This window comes from Marinobacter sp. DS40M6, from assembly GCF_028581595.1.
GTDB lineage: Bacteria > Pseudomonadota > Gammaproteobacteria > Pseudomonadales > Oleiphilaceae > Marinobacter > Marinobacter salarius.
On sequence record NZ_JAFCAE010000001.1, the window covers coordinates 792,526 to 805,164 of the forward strand.

Here is a 12,639-nt window from a genome sequence, read left to right on the forward strand (position 1 = left end):
GAATGGGTTACATGGATCAGTTAAAAAGCCTCCAGCTAGGGCTGGAGGCTTTTTAACGAACTGGGGTTTATGGTTTAAGCCCCATCTCCTCGATAGAAATCTCCCGCATCTTGAACTTCTGGATCTTCCCGGTGACGGTCATCGGGAATTCATCCACGAACTTGTAGTTCCTGGGGATCTTGAAGTGGGCGATTTTGCCTTTGCAGAATTCCCGCAGCTCGTCGCCGGTGACGGGGTCGGCGTCGGGGCGTAGTTTCACCCAGGCAATGAGTTCTTCGCCGTATTTGTCGTCGGGGATGCCGGTCACCTGCACTTCCTCGATGGCAGGGTGGGTGTAGAGGAATTCCTCGATTTCTTTCGGGTAGATGTTCTCGCCGCCGCGGATGACCATGTCCTTGATGCGGCCGACGATCTGGATGTAACCGTCTTCGTCCATGGTGGCCAGGTCACCGGTGTGCATCCAGCCGGCGCTATCGATGGCTTCGCGGGTTTTCTCGTCGTTGTTCCAGTACTTCAGCATCACGCTGTAGCCACGGGTGCACAGCTCGCCGATTTCGCCGCGTGGGACCACGTTGCCGTTGCCGGGGTCGACGATTTTGGTTTCCAGGTGGGGCTGGGTGCGGCCCACGGTGGTGACCTGTTTCTCGAACGGGTCCAGGGAGCTGGTCTGGGTGGACACGGGGCTGGTTTCGGTCATGCCGTAGGCAATCTGCACTTCTTTCATGTTCATCTTGCCGTTGACCTTTTTCATCACCTCTGCCGGGCAGATGGAACCAGCCATGATGCCGGTGCGCAGGGTGGAAAGGTCGTAGGTTTCGAAGTCCGGCTCGGCCAGTTCGGCGATGAACATGGTGGGCACGCCGTACAGGGCGGTGGCTTTTTCCTGGTGCACGGCCTGCAGTACGGATTTGGGCTCGAAGCCTTCACCCGGGTAGATCATGGTGGCGCCATGGGTGATGCAGCCCAGGTTGCCCATCACCATGCCGAAGCAGTGGTACAGGGGCACGGGAATGACCAGGCGGTCTTTCTCGGTGAGCAGTTGGCTCTCCGCCACAAAGTATCCGTTGTTGAGGATGTTGTGGTGGGTGAGGGTGGCGCCCTTGGGGTTACCGGTGGTGCCGGAGGTGAACTGGATGTTGATGGGGTCATCGAACTGCAGTTGGCCCTGTACCTTGTCCAGTTCTTCCTGGCTGACGTCGCTGGCGAAGCCGACAAACTCGGCCCAGGTCCACATGCCGTCGTGCTTGTCTTTGTCCAGGTTGATCACGGCGCGCAGCTCGGGCACTTTCTGGGCTTTGAGCTTGCCGGGGGTGGCGGCTTTCAGTTCGGGGGCCAGGTCGTAGACCATCTTGCGGTAGTCAGAGGCTTTGAAACTGTCTGCGGTGACCAGCACGGAGATACCGGCCAGGTTCATGGCGTAATCCAGTTCGTGCAAGCCGTAGGCCGGGTTGATGTTGACCAGGATGGCGCCCACCTTGGCGGTGGCGAACTGGGTGACGGTCCACTCGTAGCGGTTGGGGGACCAGATGCCTACGCGGTCGCCGCGTTTGACGCCGATGGCCATGAAGGCGCGGGCGGCTTCGTTGACCTTTGCCACGAACTCTTTATAGGTCCAGCGGATGTCCTGGTGCAGGGCGACCAGGGCTTCGGTGTCCGGGTATTTCTCGGCGGTGCGGTCGAGCATTGCGCCGATGGTCATGCCCAGCAGGGGTACTTCGGAGGTACCGCTGGTGTAGCTGGGAAGAGTCATGCTCATGGTGTCTGCCTCCATTGTTTTTGTCGTCGAGGGCAAGCTGCAGGTTTGAATCAGCCTGCTAGCGGCTCTGGTTGTGATATTCAGGATTCGGTTGCATATCGCTGGCGATGGCCACCCGATTGGACATGTTGTAGAAGCCAATCAGGTTGCTCAGGTCCCAGATAGCACTGTCGCTGAGGCCAGCGTCCCGCAGGGCCTGGGTGTGTTCTTCGGTAACGGTCGCCGGGGAGCGGGTGAGGTGCGATGTGAAATCGAGCATGGCGCGCTGGCGCTTGTCGAGTTTGGCGCTGCGGTAGTTCATCACCATGTGTTCGCCCAGCACGGGGTCGCCACTCAGCACCCGCACGGCAGCACCGTGGGCCACCAGGCAGTAGAAGCACTTGTTTTCGGAGGACACCACGACAGCGACCATCTCGCGTTCCAGTTTGCTGAGTTCGCCTTCGCCGAGCATCAGTTCGTTGTAGAGCCGGGTAAAGCCCTCAAGCTGCTTCAGGTTCTGGCTGTACGCGGTCAGAACATTGGGGATCATGCCGAGTTTTTCCTGGCAGATCTGGAAGTACTTCTGGGTGTCTTCCGGCATGTCCTTGATCTCGGGGATCGGGAGATCCAGGGCGACGACGTTGTTGTGATGGCTCATGAGCAGTTTCCTCCGAGAGCTTGGCCGACTTTTGAGCCGTTATGGCGTTTGAGTTGTCCACTGATCCACTCGCCGGTGGTGACCAGTTTGTCCAGATCGACGCCGGTCTTGATGCCCAATCCGTTCAGAAGGTATAGCACGTCTTCCGTGGCGACGTTGCCGGAGGCGCCCTTGGCGTAAGGGCAGCCGCCGAGGCCGGCAACAGACGCATCAATCACCGAGATGCCTTCTTCCAGCACCGCGTAAAGATTGGCCAGGGCCTGGCCGTAGGTGTCGTGGAAGTGGGCAGCGAGCTTCTCAATCGGCACTTCGGCGGCCACGGCTTCGAGCATGCGTTTGGCTTTCAGCGGGGTGCCCACGCCGATGGTGTCGCCCAGGGAGATTTCGTAGCAGCCGAGTTCGGCCAGGGCCTTGGCGACTTTGGCCACCTGTTCGGGGGCGATGTCGCCCTCGTAGGGGCAGCCGAGCACGGTGGAGACGTAGCCGCGTACCGGGATGTGGTGTTGTTTGGCCGCTTCCATCACCGGCAGGAAGCGCTCGAGGCTTTCGGCGATGGAGCAGTTGATGTTTTTCTGGCTGAACGATTCCGACGCAGCGCCGAACACGGCGACTTCGTCCACCCCGGCCGCCAGGGCGTTTTCGAAGCCCCTGAGGTTGGGGGTGAGCACGGAGTAGCGCACACCGGCTTTACGCTTGATGCCGGCCATCACCTCGGCGGCGTCGCCCATCTGGGGCACCCATTTTGGCGACACGAAGCTGGCGGATTCGATGTGGTTGAGGCCACAGTCGGCCAGCCGGTCGATCAGGCCGGTCTTGATGGCGGTGTCGATCACCGGGCCGGGTTCGTTCTGAAGGCCGTCCCGGGGGCTCATTTCAACCAGTCTTACCTGCGTCGGAAAGGCCATTAGCCTGCCTCCTCGTCGTCGGTGACTTCGATGGCGATCAGTTCGGCGCCTTCGGACACCTGATCGCCTTCGGCGAAGAAGATGTCGGTCACCACACCGTCGGCCGGGGCCTTGATGGCATGCTCCATTTTCATGGCTTCCATGATTACCAGGCTCTGGCCGGCGGTCACGGTGTCGCCTACCTTGGTCTGTACCGCCACGATGGCGCCGTTCATGGGCGCGGCCAGGCTGCCTTCACCGGCCATTTCCTCGAAGCCGTAGGTTTCCCGGTAGAGGATGCACTGGAAGGTGTCGCCTTCGTAGAAGAGCACCAGCTGATCGTTGTGCAGGTTGCCGTGAACGCTGATGCGGTGGCCGTTGATGACCGCCTGCAGGTAGTCGTCGTCCAGCTTCGCCGTCAGGTTGTAGACACTGTCACCCACAAACACCTGATAGCGGTCGTCCCGTTCCAGCACTTTCAGTTCGTGGATGTCCTCACCCACCTGCAGTTGCAGGGGCTGGGCGTATTCAGAGTTCATGCGCCAGCTGTTCTGGCGGCCAAAAGGCGACCAGGGGTCGGTGCTGATCACTTCCCGGGACTTGCGCTGTTCCAGCACGAAGCCGGCGGCCAGCACCAGGGCCTTGTGGGTGTCGAGCCGGGATTTCGGGAACAGCAGTTCGCGATGGTCCTCGATAAAGCCGGTGGTCAGATCCGCTTCCCGGAACGGCTGGGCGTCGGCCAGGGCGTGGAGGAAACGGATGTTAGTTTTCACGCCGGCGATGCGGTAGTGCTCCAGAGCCTGCACCATACGGTTGATGGCCTGGTCCCGGGTTTCGTCCCACACGATGAGCTTGGCGATCATCGGGTCGTAGTGGATGCTGATGTCGTCGCCTTCGGTGACGCCAGTATCCACCCGCACGTGGGCGCTTTCATCGGGCGTGCTCAGGTAGCGCAGGTTGCCGGTGGCGGGCAGGAAATCCTGGTCCGGGTCTTCGGCGTAAATACGTGCTTCCAGGGCGTGGCCCCGGGTTTTCACTTGGGACTGTTCCAGCGGCAGCGCATCGCCCCAGGCGACTTTCAACTGCCATTCCACCAGGTCCTGGCCGGTGACCATTTCGGTGACCGGGTGCTCTACCTGCAGGCGGGTGTTCATTTCCATAAAGAAGAAGGAGCCGTCCACGTCGTAGAGGAATTCCACGGTGCCGGCGCCGACGTAGTTGATGGCCTGGGCGGCTTTGACGGCCGCTTCGCCCATGGCTTTGCGGGTGTCTTCGCTCAGGCCCGGGGCGGGGGCTTCTTCCAGCACTTTCTGGTGGCGGCGCTGAACCGAACAGTCGCGCTCGGCCAAGTAGACGCCTTTGCCGCTCTTGTCACAGAACACCTGAATCTCCACGTGGCGTGGCTGGGTCAGGTAGCGTTCGATGAGCATGTCCGGGTTGCCGAAGGCGTTCTTCGATTCCCGCTTGGCGGCGGCCAGGGCATCGTCGAAGTCTTCCATTCGCTCGACCACGCGCATGCCTTTGCCACCACCGCCGGCGACGGCTTTCAGCAGCAGTGGGAAGCCGCACTTCTCGGCTTCCTTGCGCAGGGTGTCCGGAGTCTGGTCGTCACCGTGGTAACCCGGCACCAGGGGCACGCCGGCTTTTTCCATAATGGCCTTGGCGGCGGACTTGGAACCCATGGCCGCGATGGCGGAGGAGGGCGGGCCGATGAACACGATGTTGTTGGCTTCGCAGGCTTCGGCGAACTGGGTGTTCTCGGAGAGGAACCCGTAGCCCGGGTGAACGGCCTGGGCGCCGCTTTCTTTCGCCACCTCGATGATCTTGTCGGCTTTGAGGTAGCTCTCGGAGCTGGCTGCAGGGCCGATGTTGAAGGCTTCGTCAGCCATGGCGACATGGCGCGCGTCGGCGTCGGCGTCCGAGTAGACAGCGACAACGCGAATGCCCATGCGGTGGGCGGTCTGTATGATCCGGCAGGCGATTTCGCCCCGGTTGGCGATCAGGATTTTGCTGAACATGGTTATTCTTCCTCCGGAACCCAGTTGGCCTTGCGTTTGTTCAGGAAGGCACCAAGTCCCTCCTGCCCTTCGGCACCCACCCGGATGTCGGCAATGCGTTGTGCGGTATCGTCGATCACATCGGCGCTGATCGGCTTGTGGCTGACGGCAAACACCAGGTCTTTCGCCGCTTTCATGGCTTCTGGGCCGTTGATGGCCAGTTGCTGCAGCATCTCGTTACAGCGTGCGTTCATGGCTTCAACATCGTCACAGACGATGTGCACCAGGCCGTATTCCTGCGCCTGCGTTGCGGAAAACACTTCGGCGGACAGGAAGTAACGGCGGGCCTGGCGCTCGCCAATGGCGCGTACCACGTAGGGGCTGATCACAGCGGGGATCAGGCCGAGTTTCACTTCGCTCAGGCAGAAGCTGGCTTTCTCGGTGGCGAGCACGATGTCGCAGCAGGCGGCCAGGCCGACGGCTCCACCGAAGGCAGCACCCTGCACCAGGCCGATCACCGGCTTGGACAGGTGGTTAAGCACGTTCATCAGCCGCGCCAGTTCCCGCGAGTCGTCCAGGTTTTCCTGGCGGCTGTTGTCCGCCATGCGGCGCATCCAGCCCAGGTCCGCGCCAGCGGAGAAGTGCTTGCCCTCGGAGCGCAGGATGACAACGCTGGTGCTGTCATCGGTGTTTACGGCTTCCAGCGCGTTGATCAGTTGCTGGATGATGACGTCGTCAAAGGCGTTGCGTTTGTCCGGGCGGTTCAGCACCACCTCGGTGACGCCGCCGCTGCGGCGATTGAGTAGAACCGCGGTTTCCTGTTCGGTCATGGTGTTCTCCTCCGTCACATGCGGAACACGCCGAAGCGTGTTGGCTTGGCCGGGCGGTTCAGGGTGGCGGACAGGCTCAGGGCGACCACTTCCCGGGTCTGGGCCGGGTCGATCACGCCGTCGTCCCACAGGCGGGCGCTGGCGTAGTAGGGGTGGCCCTGATGTTCGTAGGAGTCGACGATGGGCTTCTTGAACTCGGCCTCTTCATCGGCACTCCACTCCTGGCCTTTGCGCTCCATGCCTTCGCGTTTGACGGTGGCGAGTACGCCGGCGGCCTGTTCGCCGCCCATCACGGAGATGCGGGCGTTGGGCCACATCCACAGGAAGTCGGGGCTATAGGCGCGGCCGCACATGCCGTAGTTGCCGGCGCCAAAGCTGCCGCCGATCAATACGGTGATCTTGGGCACCTCGGCGCAGGCCACGGCCATGACCATCTTGGCGCCGTGCTTGGCGATGCCTTCGGATTCGTGCTTCTGGCCCACCATGAAGCCGGTGATGTTCTGCAGGAACAGCAGCGGGATGTTGCGCTGGCAGCACAGTTCAATGAAGTGCGCGCCTTTCTGGGCGGACTCGCTGAACAGGATACCGTTGTTGGCGATGATGCCCACCGGGTAGCCGTGGATATGGGCAAAACCGGTCACCAGGGTCTGGCCGTAGTAGCGTTTGAATTCGTCGAATTCGGAGCCGTCGACGATGCGGGCAATGACGTCGCGCACGTCGAACTGTTTACGCAGGTCGGTGCCGACAATGCCGTAGATTTCTTCGGCGTTGTACAGCGGTGCCTTGGGTTTGCGGATCTCCACGTCGGCCGGTTTGCGGCGGTTGAGATTGGAGATGCAGCGACGGGCGATTTCCAGGGCGTGGGCGTCGTTCTCGGCGTAATGATCGGCCACCCCGGAGACTTTGCAGTGCACGTCGGCGCCGCCCAGGTCTTCGGCGCTGACGACTTCACCGGTAGCAGCTTTCACCAGTGGCGGGCCGGCCAGGAAGATGGTGCCCTGGTTGCGTACGATGATGGATTCGTCGGCCATGGCGGGTACGTAGGCACCGCCGGCGGTGCACAGGCCCATGACGACGGCGATCTGGGGGATGTCATCGGCAGACATGCGGGCCTGGTTGTAGAAGATGCGGCCGAAGTGGTCGCGGTCCGGGAAGACGTCGTCCTGTCGTGGCAGGTTGGCGCCGCCGGAGTCGACCAGGTAGATGCAGGGCAGGCGGTTCTGCAGGGCGATTTCCTGGGCGCGCAGGTGTTTCTTGACCGTCAGCGGGTAGTAGCTGCCGCCTTTAACGGTGGCGTCGTTGGCGATGATCATGCATTCGGTGCCGGAAACGCGGCCGACGCCGGCGACGACGCCTGCGGCCGGAACTTCTTCGTCATAGACGTTGTAGGCGGCGAACTGGCCCACTTCCAGGAAGGGGGAGCCGTCGTCGAGCAGGCGGTTGATGCGTTCCCTTGGGAGCAGTTTGCCGCGGGCGATGTGGCGTTCCTGGTAGGAGGGGCCGCCGCCTTGCTGGATGGTGGTCACTTTGTCCCGCAGATCGGCTACGGCCTTGGCCATGGATTCCTGGTTCGCCTGGAATTCTTCGGACCTTGGGTTCACTTTGCTTTGGAGTACCGTCATAGCATTTTAGTCCGTGTGTCTGAGTCCGTGCGTCGGGTCTGGTGGCATGGCGATCCGGGACACGCCGTGAATACGTCCCTGTAGGCTCGTAAAAAACATCCCTGTTTTTTACGGTCCCGGATCGCCATGCCACCAGACCCTCGTCTGAATTTGGTTGCTATCCGCTCTTTGTACTTCTGTTTGAGGGCAACTACCCAGGTTCGGGCGGTTGGCCGGGTAGGGCTTTCGGGAATGTCGTAGGCCAAGGACGGCCTACGTCAAGCGCACATGGATGTGCTCGTAGCGGTTCCCGAAAGCCCTACCCGGCCGACCGCCTCCACCCGGAACAGCGGGCCTAGTTGTTCAGGTACAGCTCACGACCAATCAGCATCCGGCGGATTTCGGACGTGCCGGCACCGATTTCATAAAGCTTGGCGTCCCGCAGCAAACGGCCTGTCGGGTACTCATTGATGTAGCCGTTACCGCCCAGCAACTGGATGGCGTCGAGGGCCAGTTTGGTGGCCATTTCGGCGGAGTAGAGGATCGCGCCGGCGGCGTCTTTGCGGGTGGTGTTGCCGCGGTCGGCGGACATGGCGACCATGTAGACGTAGGATTTGGCGGTGTTCATCCAGGTGTACATGTCAGCCACTTTGCCCTGGACCAGCTCGAATTCACCGATGGCCTGGCCGAACTGTTTGCGCTCGCGGATGTAGGGAACCACCACGTCCATGGCGGCTTGCATGATGCCCAGCGGGCCGCCGGAGAGGACGAGGCGTTCGTAGTCGAGGCCGCTCATGAGGACTTTGGCGCCGTTGCCTTCGCCGCCCATGACGTTTTCCTTGGGTACCTTGGCGTCTTCGAACACCAGCTCACAGGTGTTGGAGCCGCGCATGCCGAGTTTGTCGAGCTTCTGGGCCTGGCTGAATCCCGGGGTGTCGCGTTCCACAATGAAGGCGGTGATGCCGCGCGGGCCGGCAGACGGATCGGTTTTGGCGTAGATCACATAGACGTGGGCGTCGGGGCCGTTGGTGATCCACATTTTGCTGCCGTTGAGCACATAGTGGTCGCCGGCGTCTTTGGCGCTGAGTTTCATGGAGACGACGTCGGAACCGGCGTTGGGTTCGGACATGGCCAGGGCGCCGATGTGTTCGCCGCTGATGAGCTTGGGCAGGTACTTTTCTTTCTGCTCGTCGGAGCCGTTGCGGTTGATCTGGTTGACGCACAGGTTGGAGTGCGCGCCGTAAGAGAGTCCCACGGATGCGGAGGCACGGCTGATTTCTTCCATGGCGATGACGTGTGCGAGGTAGCCCATGCCGGAGCCGCCGTAGGCTTCGTCAACGGTAATACCCAGCAGACCCATGTCACCGAACTTTTTCCACAGGTCGTTGGGGAACAGGTTGTCATGGTCGATGGCTTCGGCGCGGGGGGCGATTTCACTGGCGGCAAAGCCGTTGATCTGCTCGCGCAGCATGTCCAGGGTCTCGCCGAGGCCGAAGTTGAACTCTGAGTATTGTGATTTCATGGTTGGCTACCTTTTGATCTTGCTGTTATTTCTGCTCGGTGGACTCAGGCTCTTTGGTGGTGGCCTTTGTCTGTTTACGCTTTCGTTGTTGCAGGTCAGCAAGCGCCTCGCGGCATCTTGCTTCTGCGGTGTCCATTTCCATTTCTGCCTGGGCAATGTCGTTTTTCTGTTGCTCCAGTTGCGCCCGTTTGCGGGCCAGGGTGTCCAGCATCAGCAGGAGCTGTTTTTCGTTGCCGCTGAGGGTTTCGTCCCACAGGTCAAAAAGCTCCTTGGTTTCCGCCAGGGAAAAGCCCATGCGTTTGCCCCGGAGGATCAGCTTCAGCCGCACCCGGTCCTTCGAGCTGAAGATCCGGGTCTGGCCGCGCCGGGTGGGGTGCAGTAGACCCTGATCTTCGTAGAAGCGTACGCTTCGTGTCGTCACGTCGAACTCTTTGGCCAGCTCGCTGATGCTGTAAGTTTTCTTGATGTCCATAGAGATTTCCTTTTTAGACTTAGGTTAGATAAAGTTTACGTAAACGTAAAGTATTTTTAAGGCCCGATTTCAACCAACAGATATGTGAAACAGGAGTGAATGATGGAATTCAAAAATGTGGCAGCGATTGTAACAGGCGGTGCATCCGGCTTGGGCGAGGGCTCAGCGCGTGCCCTGGCGGCAGCTGGGTGCCGTGTGGCGATTCTGGATGTTCAGGAGGAGCAGGGTAGAAAAGTGGCGGAAGACATTGGGGGCGTCTTTATTTACTGCGACGTGACGTCTTCTGAGAGTGCGGAAGCCGCGTTCAGCGAAGCCCGTAAGGCGCATGGGCCCTGCGGCGTGGCGGTCAGCTGCGCGGGTATTGCTCCGGCCGCTAAGATCCTGGGCCGGGATGGTGTGATGCCGCTTGAGGCATTCAGCAAGGTGGTTCAGGTCAACCTGATTGGGTCCTTTAACATTCTGCGTCTCGCCGCGGCCGATATGGCCCAGCGGGAGCCCAATGCGGATGGCGAACGGGGTGTGATTATCAACACGGCGTCTGTGGCGGCTTACGAGGGCCAGATTGGCCAGGCAGCCTACAGTGCATCAAAGGGTGGCGTGGTATCGCTGACACTTCAGGCCGCCCGCGAGCTTGCTCGGGAAGGTATTCGGGTCAACACTATTGCTCCGGGAATCTTTATGACGCCAATGATGGCGGGCATGCCACAGGAGGTGCAGGACAGTCTCGCGGCCACGCTGCCTTTCCCCAAGCGATTGGGCAAGGCTGAAGAGTTTGGCATGTTGGTAGATCAAATGGTGCGCAACCCGATCCTCAACGGGGAGGTTATCCGCCTGGACTGTGCACTGCGCATGGCGCCTAAATAAAGCAGCTGCGCGTTAACACGAATCTCACCTCTTTGGTGGGGTTCAGGGGTGGGGCTCAGTCGGTGATCGGCTGAGTTTCACTGTCTTTGAGCGGTATTTTTCTCGATACGACCCTGTATAACGACGAAAGATTCAAATGGGTTCCATACGAAAAAATCGCGTTTGATTCGATTTTATAATATCGATTTTTATTTTTTTGCGATTACGAAATAGAAAAGCGCACTCCTTTCTCTCATATGTACCTTATCGGTGCATGCTCTGATGATTTCCTTTTTCATTTCTTCTGCGTTGTCAGGCGACTAGGTCTTTCCTGTATTCCAATTGTGCACACCAAAAATCAAGACATGTATCCCTTGCCTATAGTTGAAATTATCTTTTCGTAACAGGCATTTAACGTTTCGTTACGATAGTTTTCTGGCTGTTGGAACGCTGTGGACGACGTAGATCGCTTGCCGGTGATTTGTCCGTCTTCGTGTTCCCCCAACTCAAACTGGATACTCAAAAGGCGCATCAGGGCAACGTTTTCTGTTGAGCGTGCCTGTTCGTAATCAGACACCGGTCGCGGGGAAAAGTTCAAAAAAGAACCTCTTTTCCGATTTCGGGGTCGCTGTACCGAGCCTTTTGAGTGTCATCAGTCAACCAGTAGTCAGTCGTTGGATTCATGGCGGCTCCCGGGTGGGAGTCGCTGGATGACAGTCAGGGGAGTAAAGGATATGCGAGTCAGTATTTTTGGTTTGGGTTATGTCGGGGCGGTGTGTACCGCCAGTCTGGCCCAGCGGGGGCATCACGTGGTCGGTGTGGATGTGTCGCCCATCAAAATTGATCTGATCAACAGCGGCAGGTCTCCCATTGTGGAGCCGGGGCTGGAGGAGCTGCTCCGGAGCGGGCGCGAGAACGGATTCATCAACGGCGTTACCGACGGGCACATCGCGGTCCAGGAGAGTGAGCTGTCGATGATCTGCGTGGGCACGCCCAGCAAGCCAAATGGTGATCTTGACCTGCAGTTTGTCGAGAAAGTGTGTAGCGATATCGGTAATGCCCTGAAGGACAAGGGTGACTGGCACCTGGTAGCGGTGCGTAGCACGGTGCTGCCCGGAACGGTTCGTGAGGTGGTCATCCCGGCTTTGGAGAAAGCGTCCGGGAAACGCGCCGGCGTTGATTTCGGTGTGTGTGTGAACCCGGAATTCCTGCGGGAAAGCACGGCGATCAAGGATTATGACCACCCTCCGATGACGGTCATTGGTGAGCTCGACGAACGCTCCGGCGAGTTCCTGGCGCGGATATACCAGGACCTTGATGCCCCCATCATCCGTAAGCCCATCGAAGTGGCTGAGATGATCAAGTACACCTGCAACATCTGGCACGCGACCAAAGTCAGCTTCGCCAACGAGATCGGCAATATTGCCAAGTCGATGGGCGTGGACGGCCGGGACGTCATGGACGTTGTCTGCCAGGACAAGAAGCTGAACATTTCCCGCTATTACATGCGCCCGGGCTTCGCCTTCGGCGGTTCCTGTCTGCCCAAAGACGTGCGCGCACTGACTTACCGGGCCAATCAGATGGACGTGAAGCACCCGCTGCTGAGCTCGATCATGAGCAGTAACAATGAGCAGGTTGCTCATGCCTTCAAGATCCTCACCGGCTACGGCTGTCGCAAGGTGAGCATGCTCGGCCTGAGCTTCAAGTCCAACACCGATGATCTGCGGGAAAGCCCGCTGGTGGAGCTGGCCGAGATGCTGATTGGCAAGGGGTATGACCTGCAGATCTTCGACCGCAACGTGGATTACGCCCGCACCCACGGCGCCAACCGCGAATACATCAACCAGAAGATTCCGCACCTCTCGAACCTGATGCACAGCGACCTGCGTGGCGTGATTGATCACGCGGACGTGATCGTGGTCGGCAACAACGACGAGCTGTTCGAAACGGTGATTTCGGAGGTGCCTGAGGGCAAGCGGGTGATTGACCTTGTGGGCTTCATGAAGACCACAAGTACCGAGGTGCTGGAAGGCATCTGCTGGTAAGTCTTCACCCCCATGCGTGACGTCCTGGTGCCCTGGTGGGGCGGGGCGTCAC

Annotated in this window: 10 protein-coding genes; 2 read left to right on the top strand and 8 right to left on the bottom strand. The window is 59.8% G+C overall.

All coding sequences use genetic code 11. The features are described 5' to 3' along the window. Positions 1-67: 67 nt before the first annotated feature. The 8 genes from JJO78_RS03575 to JJO78_RS03610 all read right to left on the bottom strand — a co-directional run bounded on the left by JJO78_RS03575 (position 68) and on the right by JJO78_RS03610 (position 9,699). A complete protein-coding gene (locus JJO78_RS03575; protein WP_227662381.1) occupies positions 68-1,750 on the bottom strand; it encodes an AMP-binding protein in 1,683 nt (560 codons plus the stop codon). 64 nt (positions 1,751-1,814) lie between these two features. Next, on the bottom strand, positions 1,815-2,393 hold the full coding sequence (locus JJO78_RS03580) for a peroxidase-related enzyme (protein WP_075195369.1): 579 nt from the start codon (positions 2,391-2,393) through the stop codon (positions 1,815-1,817). Further along, a complete protein-coding gene (locus tag JJO78_RS03585; RefSeq protein WP_075195368.1) occupies positions 2,390-3,298 on the bottom strand; it encodes a hydroxymethylglutaryl-CoA lyase in 909 nt (302 codons plus the stop codon). The genes JJO78_RS03580 and JJO78_RS03585 overlap by 4 nt, the downstream gene beginning before the upstream one ends. Beyond that, the gene (locus JJO78_RS03590) at positions 3,298-5,295 is read right to left on the bottom strand and encodes an acetyl/propionyl/methylcrotonyl-CoA carboxylase subunit alpha (protein WP_075195367.1); all 1,998 of its coding nucleotides are present in this window, start codon (positions 5,293-5,295) and stop codon (positions 3,298-3,300) included. Before JJO78_RS03590 ends, JJO78_RS03585 begins: the two co-directional genes overlap by 1 nt. A 2-nt stretch (positions 5,296-5,297) precedes the next feature. Further along, a complete protein-coding gene (locus JJO78_RS03595) occupies positions 5,298-6,104 on the bottom strand; it encodes an enoyl-CoA hydratase-related protein (protein ID WP_075195366.1) in 807 nt (268 codons plus the stop codon). Positions 6,105-6,118: 14 nt separating this feature from the next. Then, complete coding sequence (locus JJO78_RS03600) at positions 6,119-7,726, bottom strand: carboxyl transferase domain-containing protein (RefSeq protein WP_138440142.1); 1,608 nt, start codon at positions 7,724-7,726, stop codon at positions 6,119-6,121. A 334-nt stretch (positions 7,727-8,060) separates the two neighbouring features. Continuing rightward, a complete protein-coding gene (locus JJO78_RS03605) occupies positions 8,061-9,227 on the bottom strand; it encodes an isovaleryl-CoA dehydrogenase (protein WP_075195364.1) in 1,167 nt (388 codons plus the stop codon). Between the two features lie 25 nt (positions 9,228-9,252). Beyond that, positions 9,253-9,699 (bottom strand): MerR family transcriptional regulator, encoded by a 447-nt coding sequence (locus tag JJO78_RS03610; protein ID WP_041334396.1) that lies wholly within the window; start codon positions 9,697-9,699, stop codon positions 9,253-9,255. Positions 9,700-9,801: 102 nt separating this feature from the next. Between JJO78_RS03610 and JJO78_RS03615 the strand changes: the two genes are divergently transcribed. Beyond that, a complete protein-coding gene (locus JJO78_RS03615) occupies positions 9,802-10,563 on the top strand; it encodes an SDR family NAD(P)-dependent oxidoreductase (protein ID WP_007153315.1) in 762 nt (253 codons plus the stop codon). 713 nt (positions 10,564-11,276) lie between these two features. Then, positions 11,277-12,587: a nucleotide sugar dehydrogenase gene (locus JJO78_RS03620; RefSeq protein WP_036202667.1), complete on the top strand. Its 1,311-nt coding sequence runs from the start codon at positions 11,277-11,279 to the stop codon at positions 12,585-12,587. The last annotated feature ends 52 nt before the right edge of the window (positions 12,588-12,639 follow it).